The organism is Chimaeribacter sp. YP20170169 (assembly GCF_056739715.1).
This window is the reverse complement of sequence record NZ_CP176824.1, coordinates 2,198,186-2,216,533: the sequence shown is the minus strand read 5'-3', so window position 1 is coordinate 2,216,533 and position 18,348 is coordinate 2,198,186. Positions and strand designations below refer to the sequence as shown.

General features: G+C 59.0%; 16 protein-coding genes and 3 tRNA genes. 10 read left to right on the top strand and 9 right to left on the bottom strand.

Annotated features, from left to right (window positions below; all coding sequences use genetic code 11):
* Nucleotides 1–5 precede the first annotated feature (5 nt).
* From sufB to ACK3SD_RS09890, 6 genes are all read left to right on the top strand, one after another.
* Nucleotides 6–1,532: a Fe-S cluster assembly protein SufB gene (gene sufB / locus ACK3SD_RS09915; RefSeq protein ID WP_137763405.1), complete on the top strand. Its 1,527-nt coding sequence runs from the start codon at nucleotides 6–8 to the stop codon at nucleotides 1,530–1,532.
* A gap of 83 nt (nucleotides 1,533–1,615) precedes the next feature.
* Nucleotides 1,616–2,362 (top strand): Fe-S cluster assembly ATPase SufC, encoded by a 747-nt coding sequence (sufC, locus tag ACK3SD_RS09910; RefSeq protein ID WP_481125368.1) that lies wholly within the window; start codon nucleotides 1,616–1,618, stop codon nucleotides 2,360–2,362.
* Nucleotides 2,337–3,641 (top strand): Fe-S cluster assembly protein SufD, encoded by a 1,305-nt coding sequence (gene sufD / locus ACK3SD_RS09905; RefSeq protein ID WP_481125367.1) that lies wholly within the window; start codon nucleotides 2,337–2,339, stop codon nucleotides 3,639–3,641. The genes sufC and sufD overlap by 26 nt, the downstream gene beginning before the upstream one ends.
* The gene (gene sufS, locus ACK3SD_RS09900; protein WP_481125366.1) at nucleotides 3,638–4,858 is read left to right on the top strand and encodes a cysteine desulfurase SufS; all 1,221 of its coding nucleotides are present in this window, start codon (nucleotides 3,638–3,640) and stop codon (nucleotides 4,856–4,858) included. Before sufD ends, sufS begins: the two co-directional genes overlap by 4 nt.
* A gap of 36 nt (nucleotides 4,859–4,894) precedes the next feature.
* A complete protein-coding gene (sufE, locus tag ACK3SD_RS09895; RefSeq protein WP_137763401.1) occupies nucleotides 4,895–5,308 on the top strand; it encodes a cysteine desulfuration protein SufE in 414 nt (137 codons plus the stop codon).
* A 105-nt stretch (nucleotides 5,309–5,413) separates the two neighbouring features.
* Complete coding sequence (locus tag ACK3SD_RS09890; RefSeq protein WP_481125365.1) at nucleotides 5,414–6,430, top strand: L,D-transpeptidase family protein; 1,017 nt, start codon at nucleotides 5,414–5,416, stop codon at nucleotides 6,428–6,430.
* Between the two features lie 97 nt (nucleotides 6,431–6,527).
* Here the strand turns inward: ACK3SD_RS09890 and ACK3SD_RS09885 are convergent, their stop codons facing one another.
* The 6 genes from ACK3SD_RS09885 to ACK3SD_RS09860 form a co-directional block, all read right to left on the bottom strand.
* The gene (locus ACK3SD_RS09885) at nucleotides 6,528–6,764 is read right to left on the bottom strand and encodes a major outer membrane lipoprotein (protein ID WP_004943717.1); all 237 of its coding nucleotides are present in this window, start codon (nucleotides 6,762–6,764) and stop codon (nucleotides 6,528–6,530) included.
* A 299-nt stretch (nucleotides 6,765–7,063) separates the two neighbouring features.
* Nucleotides 7,064–8,476 (bottom strand): pyruvate kinase PykF, encoded by a 1,413-nt coding sequence (gene pykF, locus ACK3SD_RS09880; RefSeq protein ID WP_481125364.1) that lies wholly within the window; start codon nucleotides 8,474–8,476, stop codon nucleotides 7,064–7,066.
* 545 nt (nucleotides 8,477–9,021) lie between these two features.
* Nucleotides 9,022–9,098, bottom strand: a tRNA-Val gene (locus ACK3SD_RS09875).
* A 15-nt stretch (nucleotides 9,099–9,113) separates the two neighbouring features.
* Nucleotides 9,114–9,190 (bottom strand) — tRNA-Val (locus ACK3SD_RS09870).
* 27 nt (nucleotides 9,191–9,217) lie between these two features.
* Nucleotides 9,218–9,294 (bottom strand) — tRNA-Val (locus ACK3SD_RS09865).
* Between the two features lie 174 nt (nucleotides 9,295–9,468).
* Nucleotides 9,469–10,842 carry an MATE family efflux transporter gene (locus tag ACK3SD_RS09860; RefSeq protein WP_481125363.1) on the bottom strand — a complete coding sequence of 458 codons (1,374 nt, stop codon included), beginning with the start codon at nucleotides 10,840–10,842 and terminating at the stop codon, nucleotides 9,469–9,471.
* Between the two features lie 201 nt (nucleotides 10,843–11,043).
* On the opposite strand from ACK3SD_RS09860, the gene ACK3SD_RS09855 reads away from it, so the two are divergent.
* Nucleotides 11,044–11,733: a riboflavin synthase subunit alpha gene (locus tag ACK3SD_RS09855; protein ID WP_481125362.1), complete on the top strand. Its 690-nt coding sequence runs from the start codon at nucleotides 11,044–11,046 to the stop codon at nucleotides 11,731–11,733.
* Nucleotides 11,734–11,935: 202 nt separating this feature from the next.
* The gene (gene bglB, locus ACK3SD_RS09850; protein WP_481125361.1) at nucleotides 11,936–13,075 is read left to right on the top strand and encodes a beta-galactosidase BglB; all 1,140 of its coding nucleotides are present in this window, start codon (nucleotides 11,936–11,938) and stop codon (nucleotides 13,073–13,075) included.
* Nucleotides 13,076–13,122: 47 nt separating this feature from the next.
* Here bglB and cfa read toward each other — a convergent pair whose 3' ends face one another.
* Together cfa and punC are read right to left on the bottom strand one after the other, a co-directional pair.
* Nucleotides 13,123–14,274, bottom strand: a complete 1,152-nt coding sequence (gene cfa, locus ACK3SD_RS09845) for a cyclopropane fatty acyl phospholipid synthase (protein WP_137763394.1) — start codon at nucleotides 14,272–14,274, stop codon at nucleotides 13,123–13,125.
* Nucleotides 14,275–14,609: 335 nt separating this feature from the next.
* Complete coding sequence (punC, locus tag ACK3SD_RS09840) at nucleotides 14,610–15,812, bottom strand: purine nucleoside transporter PunC (RefSeq protein WP_481125360.1); 1,203 nt, start codon at nucleotides 15,810–15,812, stop codon at nucleotides 14,610–14,612.
* Nucleotides 15,813–15,955: 143 nt separating this feature from the next.
* On the opposite strand from punC, the gene punR reads away from it, so the two are divergent.
* Complete coding sequence (gene punR, locus ACK3SD_RS09835; protein WP_481125359.1) at nucleotides 15,956–16,864, top strand: DNA-binding transcriptional activator PunR; 909 nt, start codon at nucleotides 15,956–15,958, stop codon at nucleotides 16,862–16,864.
* Nucleotides 16,865–16,894: 30 nt separating this feature from the next.
* Here punR and purR read toward each other — a convergent pair whose 3' ends face one another.
* Nucleotides 16,895–17,920 (bottom strand): HTH-type transcriptional repressor PurR, encoded by a 1,026-nt coding sequence (gene purR, locus ACK3SD_RS09830; RefSeq protein WP_137763391.1) that lies wholly within the window; start codon nucleotides 17,918–17,920, stop codon nucleotides 16,895–16,897.
* Between the two features lie 327 nt (nucleotides 17,921–18,247).
* Here purR and cydH point away from each other — a divergent pair, with 327 nt between their 5' ends.
* Nucleotides 18,248–18,337 (top strand): cytochrome bd-I oxidase subunit CydH, encoded by a 90-nt coding sequence (gene cydH / locus ACK3SD_RS09825; protein ID WP_481125358.1) that lies wholly within the window; start codon nucleotides 18,248–18,250, stop codon nucleotides 18,335–18,337.
* Nucleotides 18,338–18,348: the final 11 nt, after the last annotated feature.

Genomic DNA, 18,348 nt, shown 5'->3' with positions numbered 1-18,348 from the left:
CCAACATGACACGAAGCAATGTAGAAATTCCTGAGAACGTACAGGCTTGGGTCGGTGAGGGCAAATACAAGGAAGGCTTCTTCACCCAGCTCGCCACCGATGAGCTGGCGTCAGGGATCAATGAGGATGTGGTGCGTGCCATCTCCGCCAAGCGCAATGAACCTGAGTGGATGCTGGAATTCCGCCTGCAGGCCTACCACGCCTGGACGAAAATGGAAGAGCCGCATTGGTTGAAAGCCTACTATAAGCCGCTCGACTACCAGGACTACAGCTACTACTCCGCCCCCTCCTGTGGCAGTTGTGACGACGCCTGTGGCTCCCAGCCCGGTGCCACCCAGCAGCCCACGGCGGCGGAAGCGCTCGGTGTCCCGGCGCTGGAGACCCACAAGAACTACCTGACCGCAGAGGTGGAAGAAGCATTCAACCAGCTTGGCGTACCGGTACGTGAAGGCGCTGAAGTAGCGGTCGATGCGATCTTTGACTCCGTCTCCGTGGCGACCACCTACCGTGGCAAGCTGGCCGAGCAGGGCGTGATCTTCTGCTCCTTCGGCGAAGCGATCCAGGAGCACCCGGAGCTGGTACGCAAGTACCTCGGTACAGTAGTGCCGGCGCAGGACAACTTCTTCGCGGCGCTGAACGCGGCGGTGGCCTCTGACGGCACCTTCGTCTACGTGCCGAAAGGCGTGCGCTGCCCGATGGAGCTCTCCACCTATTTCCGCATCAACGCGGCGAAAACCGGCCAGTTCGAGCGCACTATCCTGATTGCCGACGAAGACAGCTATGTCAGCTACATCGAGGGCTGCTCGGCACCGGTGCGTGACACCTACCAGCTGCACGCGGCGGTGGTGGAAGTGATCCTGCACAAAAATGCGGAAGTGAAATATTCGACCGTCCAGAACTGGTTCTCCGGCAGCAAAGAGAGCACCGGCGGCATCCTGAACTTCGTTACCAAGCGTGCGCTGTGCGAAGGCCAGGGTTCCAAGATGTCTTGGACCCAGTCAGAAACCGGTTCCGCCATTACCTGGAAGTACCCGAGCGTGATCCTGAAGGGTGACAACTCCATCGGTGAATTCTTCTCCGTGGCGCTCACCAGCGGCAAGCAGCAGGCCGATACCGGTACCAAGATGATCCACATTGGTAAGAACACCAAGTCCACCATCATCTCGAAAGGTATCTCCGCGGGCCACAGCCAGAACAGCTACCGCGGCTTGGTGAAAGTGCTGCCGGGCGCAGAAAACGCCCGTAACTTCACCCAGTGTGACTCGATGCTGATTGGCCCGGACAGCGCGGCGCACACCTTCCCGTATGTGGAAGTGCGCAACAACAGCGCGCAGCTGGAGCATGAGGCCACCACCTCGAAAATTGGTGATGACCAGCTCTTCTACTGCCTGCAACGCGGGATCAGCGAAGATGACGCGATCTCCATGATCGTGAATGGTTTCTGTAAGGACGTCTTTTCCGAGCTGCCGCTGGAGTTTGCCGTTGAGGCACAAAAACTGCTGGCCATCAGTCTGGAACACAGCGTCGGCTAAGCCGGCGTTAAGAACGAATTTTGAGTCAAGTAAGGGCGTGCAGGTCCACGCCGAACAGGGCGCAGGCGCGCTAAAGGACAGACATGTTAAGCATTAAAGATTTGAAGGTGAGCGTCGAAGACAAGGAGATCCTCAAGGGCATCAACCTGGAGGTCAAGCCGGGCGAAGTTCACGCCATCATGGGGCCAAACGGCTCCGGCAAAAGTACGCTCTCCGCCACGCTGGCGGGCCGCGAAGAGTATGAAGTGACCGATGGCGACGTCCTGTTCCACGGCAAAGACCTGCTGGAGCTGGACCCTGAGGAGCGCGCCGGCGAGGGTGTCTTCATGGCCTTCCAGTACCCGGTTGAGATCCCGGGCGTCAGCAACCAGTTCTTCCTGCAAACCGCGGTGAACGCGGTGCGCAAATACCGTGAGCAGGAGCCGCTGGACCGCTTTGACTTCGCGGACTTCATCGAAGAGAAGATTGAACTGCTGAAGATGCCGTCTGACCTGCTGACCCGTTCCGTGAACGTGGGCTTCTCCGGTGGTGAGAAGAAGCGTAATGACATCCTGCAGATGGCGGCACTGGAGCCTTCCCTGTGCATCCTCGATGAGACCGACTCTGGTCTGGACATCGATGCGCTGAAGATCGTCTCCAACGGCGTCAACGCGCTGCGCGACGGCAAACGCTCCTTTGTGATCGTGACCCACTACCAGCGCATCCTGGACTACATTAAGCCGGACTACGTCCACGTGCTTTACCAGGGGCGTATCGTGAAGTCTGGCGACTTTACCTTGGTCAAACAGTTAGAGGAGCAGGGTTATGGCTGGCTTACCGAGCAAGAGTGATGCACCCCAGGCCGGTAGCCCGCGTGCCATGCAGCAACTTTACCGGCTGTTTGAGAGCCGAGGCGGCGAGCACTCCGCCCACGCCCATACTCACTGGCAGCAGGTGATGCGTCTCGGGTTCCCGCACCCGAAGATGGAAAACTGGAAATACACCCCGGTTTCCCCGCTGCTGGGCAAGCAGTTCTTCGCGCCGGAGACCCAGAGCCTCAGCCGCGCTGACTGCGATCAGCAGGCACTGCCGATTGACGCCTACCGTCTGGTGTTTGTGGATGGCGAGTTCAATGCCGAGCTGAGCGACAGCGAGACCGGCCGCTTTGTGGTGGAAACCTTGACGCCGTCAATGCACACCGCACTGCCGGCCCCGGTACAGTCCGAGGTGTTCCTGCATCTGACCGAAAGTCTGGCGCACCAGCCACGCCTGATCCGCCTGGCGGCGGGCCAGCAGGCTGAAAAGCCGCTCTACCTGCTGCACATCTCCAGCGGACGTGCACAGCAGAGCGAGATCAATACCGTCCATCACCGCTATCACCTGGAAATCGGCCGTGGCGCTGAGGCCGAGGTGATTGAGCACTACATCAGCCTGGATGAGCACGGCCACTTTACCGGCGCGCGCCTGACAGCAGAAGTGGGTGACAACGCGGTGCTGCGTCACGTCAAGCTGGCGTTTGAGAGCCAGAGCAGCTACCACCTGGCGCACAACGATCTGGTGGTGGGCCGTGACGCGCAGGTGAGCAGCCACAGCTTCCTGCTGGGTGCCGGCCTCTGCCGCCACAATACCAGCGCGCAGCTGAACGGTGAGAACAGTAACCTGAGCATCAACAGCCTGATCCTGCCGGTGGATGACGAAATCTGCGACACCCGCACCTATCTGGAGCACAATCAGGGCTACTGCCAGAGCCGCCAGATGCACAAGGTGATTGTCCACGATCGCGCCAAGGCGGTGTTCAACGGCATGATCAAGGTGGCACAGCACGCGCTGAAAACTGACGGCCAGATGACCAACAATAACTTGTTGTTGAGCAAGCAGGCGGAAGTGGACACCAAGCCGCAGCTGGAGATCTACGCGGATGACGTCAAGTGCAGCCACGGCGCGACCGTCGGCCGCATCGACGATGAGCAGCTCTTCTACCTGCGCTCGCGCGGCATTGCCGGCGACGCGGCGCAGGAGATGATTATCTTTGCCTTTGCCGCTGAACTGACAGAGGCGCTGGAGGACGAGGCGCTGCGCGAAACGGTTCTGACCCGTATCGCCGGCCGCCTGCGTGGAGGACAGCGATGAGTTATCCGATTGAACGGATCCGGCAGGATTTCCCGCTGCTGGCGCGTGAGGTGAATGGCCAGCCGCTGGCCTACCTCGATAGCGCCGCCAGCGCCCAGAAGCCGGAGCAGGTCATTGCCCGTGAGGCGGAGTTTTATCGTCATGGCTATGCCGCGGTTCACCGCGGCATCCATACGCTGAGCGCCGAGGCCACCGAGCAGATGGAGGGCGTGCGCGCCCAGGTGGCGCGTTTCATCAACGCCGCCACCCCTGAAGAGATTGTCTTTGTCAAAGGCACCACCGAAGGCATCAACCTGGTGGCCAATAGCTTTGGCAATGCCTTCCTGCAACCGGGCGATCGCATCATCATCAGCGAGATGGAGCACCACGCCAACATCGTGCCGTGGCAGATGCTGGCAAAGGCGCGCTCCCTGCACATTGACGTCTGGCCCATTACCCCGGAAGGCGAATTGCAACCGGGAATGCTGGAGCAGCTGATCACGCCGCAGACCAAGCTGCTGGCGCTGACCCAGGTCTCCAACGTGCTGGGCACGATCAACCCGCTGGAGCAGATTATCCCGCAAGCCAAGGCCGCGGGCCTGAAGGTGCTGGTGGATGGCGCTCAGGCCGTGATGCACCAGAAAGTGGACGTGCAGGCGCTGGATTGCGACTTCTATGTCTTCTCTGGCCACAAGCTGTATGGGCCGTCGGGCATTGGCATCCTCTACGGCAAGGCCGATCTGCTGGAGCAGATGCCGCCGTGGGAAGGGGGCGGCTCGATGATCCGCGAGGTGAGCTTCACTGAAGGCACCACTTTTGTGGCCGCACCGTGGCGCTTTGAGGCCGGTTCGCCCAATACGGCTGGCATGATGGGGCTGGGCGCTGCCATCGACTATGTGGAGTCGGTGGGTCTGGATGTCATCCATCAGTATGAAACCTCCCTGATGAGCTACGCGCTGGAAGCGATGGCACAGGTGCCGGACATCACGCTATATGGCCCTGCCACGCGCGCTGGGGTGATCCCGTTCAATCTGGGCAAGCACCACGCCTATGACGTCGGCAGTTTCCTCGATCAGTACGGCATCGCCATCCGTACCGGCCACCACTGCGCCATGCCGCTGATGGCCTACTATCAGGTGCCGGCGATGTGCCGCGCCTCGCTGGCGATGTACAATACCCGCGAAGAGGTTGATCGTTTAGTCGCTGGTCTACAGCGCATCCACCGGCTGCTGGGCTGACCCGCAGCCTTTAATCACTGGAGCAGGATGGGCTTTATGGCGACGCTGCCAGATAAACAGAAATTGCTGCGCAACTTCTCCCGTTGCGCAAATTGGGAAGAGAAGTACCTGTATGTTATCGAGTTGGGGGCCAAATTGCCGGCGCTCAGCGATGAACTGCGTCAGGACCGCTACCGCATCTCTGGTTGCCAGAGCCAGGTGTGGATTGCGATGGAGCAGGTGGATGGCCGGGTGGTTTTCCAGGGCGATAGCGATGCCGCGATCGTCAAGGGGCTGCTGACCATTGTCTTCATTCTTTATGGCAACATGACGCCAGAAGAGATTGTCGCGCTGGATGTCCGTCCCTTCTTTGCCGAGCTGGAGTTGAGCCAGCACCTGACGCCTTCCCGCTCACAAGGGCTGGAGGCGATGATCCGCGCCATCCGTGCCAACGCCGCAGAGCTGAGCTAGAACCTGTTGCCGCGCGCCCTGCGCGGCTGTATCTTTGACCTTGCCCCTCCCAGGGCGCCAGGAACCGCCACCCAACCCTTTGTGTGACGTAATAAGGATACAGGCATGAAAAGAGTGACCTCACTACTCCTCGGCACCACCCTCTGGCTGTTGGCCTGTAGCCTTGCCAAGGCTACTGATTACCCTCTGCCACCGGACAACAGCCGGTTGATTGGCGAGAACATTACCTACACCGTACCTGATGATGGCCACTCGCTGGAGACCATCGCTGCCGAGTTTAAGATTGGCCTACTGGCGATGCTGGAGGCCAACCCCGGCACCGACCCCTGGCTGCCTACCCCCGGTTCGGTGCTGACCATCCCCACCCAGATGCTGCTGCCTGATACGCCCCGCGAAGGCATCGTCATCAATCTCGCTGAGCTGCGCCTCTACTACTACCCGAAGGGGGAAAATCGCGTGGTAGTCTACCCGATAGGCATTGGCCAGCTGGGACGCAATACGCCGACGATGGTGACGTCAGTGATCCAGAAGGTGCCCAATCCCACCTGGACGCCCACTGCCAATATCCGCAAGCACTACCTGGCGCAGGGCGTCACCTTGCCGGCGGTGGTGCCTGCCGGGCCAGATAACCCGATGGGGCTGTTTGCGCTGCGTCTGGCAGCCGGGGGCGGCGTCTACTTGATTCACGGCACCAACGCCAATTTCGGTATTGGGATGCGCGTCAGTTCCGGCTGTATCCGGCTGCGGGCGGATGACATTGAGGCGCTGTTCAACAGCGTACCCAAAGGGACGCGCGTGCAGGTTATCAACCAACCGATCAAAACCGCGGTAGAGCCGGACGGCAAGCGCTATATGGAGGTGCACCAGCCCCTGTCACGCACTGACGCAGACGATCCGCAAACCATGCCGATTGTGCCAGCCAAGGCGGTGAAGACCTTTATCCATGATCCCTCAACGGATGCCCAAGTGGTGGAACAGGTGATTACGCGGCGTTCGGGTATGCCGGTATTAGTGAATAATGGGATGCCAGTGGATGCGGTGGTGCCAGAGTTGCCGATGCCGCAGAGTGCAGCGCATCAATCGCCGGTGACTGACCTGACGACGCCCGAGAGCGTACAGTAAGCGAGTGCGCAGGGAAGCGCGTGGGTAGATAAAGAGGGCAGGAAAGGGGCAAAAAAAATGGCGCACCGGGTGCGCCATTTTCGTTAACCTAGCTCGATTACTTTTTGTAAGCGTGAGCTTGGTTGTCCAGACGCTGGTTAGCGCGTGCTGCGTCATCTTTAGCAGCCTGAACGTCAGAACGGATTGCGTTCACGTCGTTGCTCAGCTGGTCAACTTTCGCGTTCAGAGTCTGAACGTCAGAAGACAGTTGGTCGATTTTAGCGTTGCTGGAGCAGCCTGCCAGCAGAGTGGAACCCAGGATAACAGCGCCCAGTACCAGTTTAGTGCGATTCATTATAAATACCCTCTAGATTGAGTTAATCTCCATGTAGCGTTACAAGTATTACACAAAGTTTTTTGAGTTGAGAATAAATTTTTGGGGCTGAAGCACTTTATTTTGATCGTTCGCTCAAAGAAGCATCTTATTTGACTTAAAAGTTAAAAAAACCAGCGAAAACATGCTGCTTCTATGGGAACCATCTCAATTATTCGCCAGCCAAAGAAATAGCGAAATTCTGAAAATAGGCGCGCGAATGATGAAAAAAACGCCGCATGAAAGCGGCGTTTTGGCAGGATGAAATAGCGTGTTCGAAATTACAGCACGTGTACCGACGCAGTGTTGGTGGTGCCGCTCGGCACCAGTGCGCCAGAGACCATCACGACCACATCCCCTTTCTGTGCCAGGCCGCTCTCCAGCGCCGCTTCCTTACCAATACGGTAGAAGTCGTCGGTTGAGGCAATCTCTTTCACGATACGGGTGATCACGCCCTTGCTCAGGATCAGCTGACGTGCCGTGGTTTCATTGGTGGTCAGTGCCAGAATGGTGGCATGCGGGAAGTATTTACGCACGGCTTTGGCGGACTTGCCGCCGCTGGTAGCGACCACGATCAACGGGGCATCCAGCTTTTCAGCTGTCTCTACCGCACCGCGGCAGACCGCTTCAGTGATGCGCAGCTTGCGGCTGTCATTCAGCACGTCAATGCGGCTCTGCATCACACGGTCAGTACGCTCACAGATGGTTGCCATGATGGTCACGGCTTCCAGCGGGTACTTGCCCTTGGCGCTTTCGCCGGAGAGCATCACCGCATCGGTGCCATCGATGATGGCGTTCGCCACGTCGCCTGCTTCCGCACGGGTCGGACGCGGGTTTTTGATCATGGAGTCCAGCATCTGGGTCGCGGTGATGACCACTTTACGTGCGCGGTTGCACTTCTCAATCATCATCTTCTGGGCGAAGATCACCTCTTCCACTGGGATCTCCACGCCCAGGTCGCCACGGGCAACCATGATGCCGTCAGAAGCTTCCAGGATCTCGTCGAAGTTGTTCAGGCCTTCCTGGTTCTCGATTTTGGAGATGATCTGGATGTGCTCACCGCCGTGGGCTTTCAGGTGCTCACGAATCTCGAGGACGTCAGAGCGTTTGCGGATAAAGGAGGCCGCGACGAAGTCGACGCCCTGCTCGCAACCAAAAATCAGGTCGCGTTTGTCTTTTTCCGCCAGTGCTGGCAGCTGGATGGAGACGCCCGGCAGGTTCACGCCTTTGTTCTCGCCCAGGTCGCCGTTGTTCAGCACCTTACAGATCACCTCAGATTCGGTAACCTCGACCACTTCCATGCCGATCAGGCCATCGTCCACCAGCACGGTGTTGCCGATTTTCAGGTCAGAAGCAAAACCGGAGTAGGTCACGGCGACGCGCTCATGGTTGCCAATCACGCCCTGGTCGGTGGTGAAAGTGAAGGTCTGACCCGCCACCAGAGAGGCGTCTTTGCCGCCTTCCAGTTTCATGGTGCGGATCTCCGGGCCCTTGGTATCCAACAGGATGGCTGCCTTTTTGCCGCTCTTTTCCATGACAGCGCGCAGGTTGCTGATGCGCTGGCCATGCTCCTCATAGTTGCCGTGGGAGAAGTTCAGACGCATTACGTTCATGCCGGCATCCAGCAGCTTGGTCAGCATCTCTTCAGATTCTGTTTTCGGGCCGATAGTACAAACAATTTTGGTCTTTTTCATGACAATGGTTTCTACAAGTTGTGATGGATTGGAAAGTGCAATGGGCTGGCTGCGGAGCCGCCAGCGCGAAATTTGAGTGGTGTTGGGCGCTGCAAAACATAGTTAAGCTTAGGCGATTGCAGCAGGTTCAGGGTGGAAATGTTCGTTGGGACAGCGCCGGGCAGGGCAAACGCCGGTTGCAGGGGTCGGGGTGATAATTGTAATAGGTATCGACAGTTCAAGGCGCTGAAACCTTTCAATTGAATTGACGCAGGCATTATAGAGGGTAAGCGACGGGGAAACAAAACAAAAATCAGAAAAGGCCTAGGCTGAACAATTAAAGTGCAGGGAATGTGACGCAAATAGCGCAGTTGCGTTTAATAAGTTGCGCAACCTGTCAGGAAAGGGGGATCGGATTGTTGAGCAAGGGTAAAACAGTCGCGTCAATGGCGTAAAATGGCTTGGGCGTGCTGGAGCAGTAAGAAATAATCAGAAGAGTATAATGGAGTAAGCTCTTTGAGTTTATGAAGATAAATAGGAAAGAGGAGAACAAGAGATAACGAGAATGGTGCGTTCTAATGGACTCGAACCATCGACCCCCACCATGTCAAGGTGGTGCTCTAACCAACTGAGCTAAGAACGCATTGGGAAGCTGATTTGGTGCGTCCGAGTGGACTCGAACCACCGACCCCCACCATGTCAAGGTGGTGCTCTAACCAACTGAGCTACGGACGCACAACATCAGAAGACCTGCCAGAAATTTGGTGCGTCCGAGTGGACTCGAACCACCGACCCCCACCATGTCAAGGTGGTGCTCTAACCAACTGAGCTACGGACGCATCGTTTTTCTGATTGCCGGTGCCGGCAACGGGGACGAATATTAACGGCGTGGCGGGTGGCTGGCAAGCGGAAAAACGCAATTTTCTTCCATATTTCACGTGATTGCCGAGCGAGTGCGCACTCCGCTGTTTTTTTCAGCGCTCCCGGCCATCCTCGCCGGGAGCATTGCTGCATTAATGGGCGGCGCGCTTCAGGATCTGCTCAGTCGGCTGGCGTTGCAGCCAGCGTATCCGCAGTATCACCATCAGCGCCGCGAAAGTCAGGCCGATGATAAAGCCACACCAGAATCCGCTCGGCCCCATGCGTGGCACCAGCACATCGGTCAGCGCCAGCAGGTAGCCGCTTGGCAGCCCCAGCACCCAGTAGGCGACAAAGGTAATAAAGAAGATGGCGCGGGTATCTTTATAGCCGCGCAGCACGCCAGAGCCAATCACCTGCAGTGAGTCGGAGATCTGGTAGAGCGCCGCCAGCAGCATCAGCTGGCTGGCCATCGCCACCACCGCCGGGTTCTCATTGTAGAGCAGGGCGATACGCTCGCGCATCAGCACGGTAAAGATGGCGGTGCAGACCGCCACCGCCACACCAACGCTCAGGCCAGAGAGGGCGGCGGTACGCGCGCCCTCCGCCGATCCCTCCCCCAGCCGGTGGCCGACACGGATGGTCGCTGCCACGCCAATGGAGAGCGGCAGCATAAACATCATCGAGCTGAAGTTCAGGGCAATCTGGTGGCCAGCCACCGACACAATCCCCAGCGGCGACACCAGCAGCGCGACCACCGCGAACAGCGTCACTTCGAAAAACAGCGCCAGAGCGATCGGCAAACCGAGCTGCGTCAGGCGGCGTAGCACCGCCCAGTCCGGCTTGTCAAACGCGCCCTGCAAGCGGATGTCATGCAACCAGTAGGCGCGCTTCACATAAGCGCTCATCAGCAGGAACATCACCCAGTAGACAGTACCGGTGGCCACGCCGCAGCCCACGCCGCCCAGCGCCGGTGCGCCAAACTTGCCATAGATGAAGATGTAGTTCACCGGGATGTTGACCAGCAGGCCAATGAAGCCGAATACCATGCCGGGCTGGGTGCGCGACAGCCCCTCGCACTGGTTGCGCAACACCTGGAAGAAGAGGTAGCCGGGCGCGCCCCACATGATGGCGTGCAGGTAGCCGATCGCCTTCACCTCCAGCGCTGGGTCAACATTGTCCATCAGCCCAATCAAATGGTCGCTGTGCCACAGCACCCCAATCACCAGCAGCGACAAACCGCCCGCCAGCCAGAAGCCCTGGCGCACCTGATGGGCGATGTGGGCACGCCGCCCCGCGCCGTTGAGTTGCGCCACCACCGGCGTCAGCGCCAGCAGGATGCCGTGGCCGAACAGGATGGTTGGCAGCCAGATGGAGGTGCCGAGCGCCACGGCGGCCATGTCGGTGGCGCTGACGGCGCCCGCCATGATGGTATCGACAAACCCCATCGCGGTCTGGGAGATTTGCGCAATGATTACCGGAATGGCGAGGACCAACAAGCTGCGCGCTTCGATCAGATACTTCTGCACGACTACACCTTTTTTATTATGGGGAGGGGAAATGCCAGCCGTCACTGGCGGCAGGGATGAAGTGTTAAGAATAAGTTAGCAGGATTGTACCTGCCTGCGCGCCGCAAGCAACCCCTGGCGGCGGATGCTGAGTTGGCAAGCCGGGCAAACTGCGGCACACTGGAGGGAATGATTACGCCGGAAAAAAGAGAAGAGGCTTGCATGTTCACCGGTATTGTACAGGGCACCGCGCCGCTGGTTGCCATTGATGAAAAACCGAACTTCCGTACCCACGTGGTGCAACTCCCGCCGGAGTTGTTGCCGGGCCTGGAGCTGGGCGCCTCGGTGTCCCATAACGGCTGCTGCCTGACCGTCACGGCCATTGAGGGCGACCGCGTCAGCTTTGACCTGATCAAAGAGACGCTGCGCCTGACCAACCTGGGGGCGCTGAAGGTGGGCGATCTGGTCAACCTGGAGCGGGCGGCGAAGTTCAACGATGAGATTGGTGGGCACCTGATGTCCGGCCATATCATCTGCACTGCCGAGATCAGCAAAATCCTCACCTCTGAGAACAACCGTCAGGTGTGGTTCCGCATCGCCCATGAGGAGTACATGAAGTACATCCTGCATAAGGGCTATATCGGCATTGATGGCATCAGCCTGACCATCGGCGAAGTGGTGAAGAACCGCTTCTGCGTGCACCTGATCCCGGAGACGCTGGAGCGCACCACGCTTGGCAAAAAGCGTCTGGGGGACACGGTTAACATTGAGATTGATCCGCAGACTCAGGCGGTGGTGGACACCGTGGAGCGTGTGCTTGCCAGCCGCGAGGCCGCGATGGCGGCCGCCAAGGCCATCGGCGAGAATCTGGCGCAGGCCGATGCGGCTGACGAGGATCCGGCGAAAGCCTGACGCCCGCCGCTCCTTAAGCCCGGCCTCTGCGCCGGGCTTTTTTATGCCCTTTTTTTGCCCAGGTGAAAGTGTGAGGCCCGCGCGCGTCCCCTTTCCGGCGTTGCCAGCACGCGCGCAGGGCTGGCAGTCAGCCAAAGGCGATAGCCGGGTGGCTGGCCTACACTGCGGCGATTGCTAACCCGTTCTCTTGCAAAGGTGAAAAATGAACGTATTTCCCGTCAAACATAGTGAACTGCTGCGCCAGCCCGACTACTTTATCACCCGTGACGAGGTGCGCCGGTTGATCCACCAGGTGGCGGACAACTTGATCCATATCGAGGACAAGACCGGCGAGTTCCTGCTGCGGCTGGATGACGGACGGGTGATTGATACCAAGGGCTGGGCAGGCTGGGAGTGGACGCACGGCATCGGGCTGTATGGCATCTACAAATATTACCAGCAGACCAATGACCCGCAGGCGCTCGCTATCATTGATGACTGGTTTGCCGCGCGCCTGCAGGAGCCAATGCCGACCAAAAACGTCAACACCGTCTGCCCGTTCCTGACGCTGGCTTTCCGTTATGAAGAGACGCGCAACCAGAGCTGGCTGCCCTATCTGGAAGCGTGGGCCGAGTGGGTGATGTATGAGATGCCGCGCACTGAAAAGGGCGGCCTGCAACATATCGTCTACAACAATGAGAACCACCAGCAGCTGTGGGATGACACCCTGATGATGAGCGTGCTGCCGCTGGCGAAAATTGGCAAGCTGCTCAATCGGCCGGAGTACGTGGAGGAGGCGAAATTCCAGTTCCTGACCCATGTCCAGTACCTGATGGATCGCCAGAGCGGCCTCTGGTTCCACGGCTGGACCTTTGAGGGCAACCACAACTTTGCGCAGGCACGCTGGGCGCGCGGCAATAGCTGGCTGACCGTCGCCATCCCGGACTTCCTGGAGATGGTGGATCTGCCCGAGCACGATGCCACCCGCCGTTTCCTGATCCAGGTGCTGGAGAGCCAGATCGCCGCGCTGCAACAGTATCAGGACGCCTCCGGCCTGTGGCATACCCTGCTGGATGACCCGGACTCCTATCTGGAAGCCTCTGCCACCGCTGGCTTTGCCTACGGCATCATGAAGGCGGTGCGCAAGCGCTACGTTGGCAAGCAGTATGCGGCGATGGGGCTGCGCGCCGCACAGGGGGTGGTGCGCCACATCAACGATCAGGGCGAGCTGACCCAGGTCTCCTTTGGCACCGCGATGGGCAATGACCTCAACTTCTATCGCGAGATCCCGCTCACCTCCATGCCCTATGGGCAGGCGATGGCAATCCTCTGCCTCTCCGAGTATCTGCGCGTCTATCTCTAAGCGGCGTACAGGCGAAAAAAACCGGCCTTTGGCCGGTTTTTTCATGTTTAGCGCGGCACCCGCAGCCCGCCCTCGACGCCATGCGGGCTGAACAGCACCTGCCAGAGCTGGATATCGCGCGCGCGGAAGGCCCCCGCGCAGGCATTCAGGTAGTAGGTGAACATCCGGTAGAAGCGGTCGGAGTAGTTCTCCGCCAGTTGCGGCCATGCCTTGATGAAACGCTCATGCCAGGCCATCAGCGTGCGATCGTAATCCGCGCCGAAGTTGTGCCAATCCTCCATTACAAACTGTCCCTCGCTGGCTTGGGCAATATGCTTGACCGACGGCAGGCAGCCGTTGGGGAAGATATATTTGTCGATCCAGGGATCGACATGCATGTCCGTTTTGTTCGAGCCGATGGTGTGCAGCAGGAACAGGCCATCTGGCCGCAGGTTGCGCGCCACCACGTCAAAGTAGGTCTGGTAATTTTTCGGCCCGACGTGCTCAAACATCCCAACGGAGACGATGCGATCGAACTGCTGGTCCAGATCGCGGTAGTCCTGCAACAGGATGGTGACGTCCAGCCCTTCGCAGCGCTGTTGGGCCAGCTTCTGCTGCTCGGCGGAGATGGTGACACCGGTAACGGAGACGCCGTAGTGACGGGCGGCGAAGGCTGACAACCCACCCCAGCCACAGCCGATATCCAGCAGCGACATGCCGGGCTTCAGTTGCAGCTTCTCACAGATCATGCGCAATTTGTGCTCCTGTGCCTGCTCAAGCGTTTCCGCCTCTTTCCAGTAGCCACAGGAGTACTGCATGTAGGGGTCAAGCATCAGGGTAAAGAGATCGTTGCCAAGGTCGTAGTGCTCCTTGCCGACGATCCAGGCACGCTTTTTGGATTGCAGGTTGGTCAGGCGGGCAGCGGCAATGCGCAGGGTATCTTTCAGGTGGTGGGGCAGCTTGTGCTCCAGACCGGCGGCCACTACGCGCTGGAAGAAGATGTCGAGCCGCTCGCACTCCCACCAGCCATCCATGTAGCTTTCGCCAAGGCCCAGTGAGCCTTCCTGCAATACGCGCTTAAAAAAATCGGGGTTATTGATGGTGATATCGAAGGGCCGGGAGCCATTGATTTCGATATCCGCCTGGCTGAGCATCTCATGGGCAATGCGATACCACTGGTTATCCTGAATGCTCAAATCTTCTATACACGATGAACTCATAGCTTCTCCATCACTTTTTCTTCTGACTTATGACCTGCAAGGAAAAGCATAGACAATTTGCAGGCGTATACGAGAACCCGCGGGGTAACCCGCCGTATCTGATATTCGACTATGTACAGAGGAAAGTGGGACGAATCCCGCTGGCCCAGGGGTAGGACAGCAGGTCATCATCCCTGACAAAATGCGCGCACTCCTCGCGCACCAAGACTTGATAAAAGTTTTGTAAAACCGTTGTTCTTATCGAGTGAAAAAGAGTATAGGCGCGCCAGAAGCGATACTCAATAGTCAATCCCTTCTGGCGCAAAGAATAATCAAGCGATTATTCAGTAAGGCAATTATGCCGTTTGGTTAGTATGCCGCTCATGACGGATGGCTGCCTGCGCCGACGCATTACGCTGGAGCAGGTAGCCTGCCAATGCCAGGCCCACGGTGCTCAGCATCACACTGACGGTTGCCATCAGCGGCTGGCTGATAAAGGCCGATACCATCAGACTGGCGACGAAGCAGAGTCCCAGTTGCAGGGCATTCTGCAGGGCCGCGGCCTTGCCGGTGCTCTGCGGGAAGGGCAGTAGCGCGTTAGCCACAATTATGGGATAGAGTGCGCCATTTGCCAAAGCCATCACACAAAATGGCACCAGCAACAGCGCCAGCCCCGGCGTGGCGAGCCAGGCCAGCAGGAACAGCGCGATGATGCTCAGGCTGTAGCCAGCCAGCAGCCACGGCACTAGCACCTTGCCATCACGGCGGCTGACCACGTAGCGGCAGCCAAACCCACCCATCAGGAAGGCAAAGGTCTGCGGCACGTAGCTCAGGCCGATGGCATCCGCGCCATAGCCCATGGCGTGCAGGATGAAGGGCGAGCCGGTCAGCCAGGCGAAGAAGCCTGCCGAGCAGGCGGCATACATCAGCACGTTGCCGCTAAAGACGCGGGAGCCGAGCAGCGCCAGCATTCCTACCTTGGGGGCCGGATGGTCAGCACCCGGCCGGTTGGCAGGCTGGAGCCGCAGCGTTGGCACCAGCAGCAGCAGGGTGATGGCGAGCAGCGCCAGGAAGATGGCGCGCCAGCCAAAGTGGTTCAGCAGCCAGGCACCCAGCAGCGGGGCCAGCGCCGGTGACAGCGCCACCAGCGGCATAATGGTGGCAAACACCCGTTTCGCCTGCTCGCCCGTGCAGCGGTCCACCACCAGCGCCTGCCAGCTTACGGCCGCGGAACAGACTCCCACCGCCTGCACAAAGCGCATCAGCCAGAGCTGGCGCGCATCCTGCACCCACAGCATCCCGGCGCAGCCGACGGCAAACATCAACAGCCCCAGCACCAGTACGGGCTTGCGGCCGATGCGGTCAGAGAGCGGCCCCCAGATCAGTTGGGCGCAGGCGAAACCGGCCAAAAACAGGCTCAGGCTGGCGCTGATGGCATTGGGCGTCAGCGAAAGATCTGTCTGCATCTGGGCGAAGGCCGGCAGGTACATGTCAGTGGCCAAAAAGCCAAGCACACTCAGTCCGGCCAGATAGAGCATGAAAAGAGGGGAGCGGGTCATAGCAAATTCCTATGGTTTGTTAGTAGATGATAAGAAAAACGCATAGCGGTGCGCACTCTACTGGAGCAGCCAGGGCATTGTGAAACGTTAAAATTTGCGCCATGCTGTGAAAAATTTTGCAAGCAGAAAGAGTGGGGCGCGCCATGTGGTCAGAGTATTCGCTGGAGGTGGTGGACGCCGTAGCACGCACCGGCAGCTTTAGCGCGGCAGCGCAGGAGCTGCACCGGGTGCCCTCGGCGGTCAGTTACACCGTGCGCCAGCTGGAGCAGTGGCTGGCGGTGGAACTGTTTGAGCGCCGCCACCGTGATGTGGCGATCACCGAGGCCGGACAGGTTTTTATTGAGGAGGCGCGCGGTGTTATCAAAAAAATGCAGGCCGCGCGTCGCCAGTGCCAACAGGCGGCCAATGGCTGGCGTGGGCAACTCAATCTGGCGGTGGATCGGGTGGTGCGTGCCGATCGCACCCGGCAGCTGGTGCTCGATTTCTACCGCGAGTTTCCCGATATGGAGCTGCTGATCTCGCCGGAGGTGTTCAACGGCGTCTGGGATGCGCTGGCGGATGGACGGGTGGATGCAGCGATTGGTGCCACCCGCGCCGTGCCGGTGGGCGGCAGCTACCGCTTCCGCGACATGGGCTTTCTGCCGTGGCGCTGTGTGGTGAGCCGTACCCATCCGCTGGCACAACTGCCCGGCCCGTTGGCGGATGAGCAGTTGCGGCCGTGGCCAGCCCTCTGTCTGGAGGACACCTCCCGCACCCTGCCGAAGCGCGACACCTGGACGCTGGATAACCAACGGCGGCTGGTGGCGCCAGACTGGACCAGCGCGCTGGATTGCCTGCTGGCTGGCCTGTGCGTGGGGATGATCCCGGCGCACATGGCGCAACCGCTGATCGATCGTGGAGAGTTGGTGCTGCTGACGCTGGCGCAACCCTTCCCGGACAGCGCCTGTTGCCTGACCTGGGATCAGGCGCGCACCTCGCCAGCGCTTAGCTGGTTGCTGGATTATCTGGGGGACAGCGAAACGTTGAACCGGGAGTGGTTGCGTGGGGAGTAAAAACCGGGGCGCATGGCCCCGGCTGGTCGATTAACGGCGGTAGTCGCGGTAGGGGCCATCGGCCACGGAGCGACGCTCCACCAGTTTCGGGCGCACTTCAATGGTCTGCGGGTCTTCACGCTTGCTGGTGATGCGATCCAGCAGCATGGCAAAAGCACTCTCGCCGAGGCGCTCTTTCGGCTGGTGGATGGTGGTCAGTGCCGGGGTAAAGTAGCGCGCGTTACGCACGTTGTCATAGCCAATCACCGAGATGTCTTGTGGCACGCGCAGGCCCATCTCGTCGGCGGCGCAGATGGCGCCCATTGCCATGATGTCGCCGCCGCAGAACACCGCCGTTGGGCGCTGCTTCTGCACCAAAATCTGCTGCATCGCCTTGTAGCCGGACTCCGGCTCAAAATCACCCTGTACCACCCACTCCGGGCGCACAGTGATATTTGCCTCTTCCATCGCCTTCAGGAAGCCCTGATGGCGGCCGCCGCCGGTGTTGCGTGACAGCTGGCCGGGGATGATGCCGATATCACGGTGGCCGCGCTCAATCAGATAACGGCCTGCGATGTAGCCGCCCTCAAAGGCGTTATCAATGATGGAGTCAGTAAAGTCGCTGCGTGCTGAACCCCAGTCCATCACCACCATCGGGATGTTGCGGTACTCCTCGAGCATACCGATCAGCTGATCCGGGTACTCAGAGCACATCACCAGCAGGCCATCGACGCGCTTTTGCGCCAGCATCGCCAGGTAAGCTTGCTGCTTGTCGAGGTTATTGTGGGAGTTGCAGAGGATCAGGGTATAGCCCTTGCTGTAGCAACTGTTCTCCACGGACTCAATCACCTCAGCGAAGTAGGGGGCCTCACTGGAGGTCGCCAGCAACCCGATGGATTTGGTGTGGTTGACTTTCAGGCTGCGCGCCACGGCGCTTGGGGAGTAGTGCAACTCCTTGATGGCGGCCCAGACCGCCGCCTTCGTCTCTTCAGCGACGAAACGTGTTTTGTTGATAACGTGTGACACGGTGGTGGTGGACACGCCGGCACGTTTGGCGACATCTTTAATCGTGGCCATGGGAAAAGTGACTCCTGAAAATACGTGTTACAGCACGTAACTATAATGTTAATCGTTTGCCTGCGTTTATTCTTCTGCCCACCGTAAAAGATGCAGTGAATTCTAGGGGGAGAGGACGGTCATCTTCGCTGGGGAGCGGTGGGGCATTGCAGCCGCGGCCGGGTACGCAGTGTGTAAACCGCGAATTTTCCCCTATTCTTGCGCAAAGGGGAAGCAGAAAATTATCCCGTTGCGCATCACGACGTGATAGGCACTGCCTGCAATACTGTGAGAATATGAGAACTCATACAAACATTGTGGTTTTGTTTGCGTTATTCAGGAGAACACATGGATACCAATTTGAAACTGTCGCTATGCACCACTGTGGCGGCGCTCACCATGATCATTGCCTTTAGCTTTACCGCTGTTTTGGGCTAATCCGCCTGCAC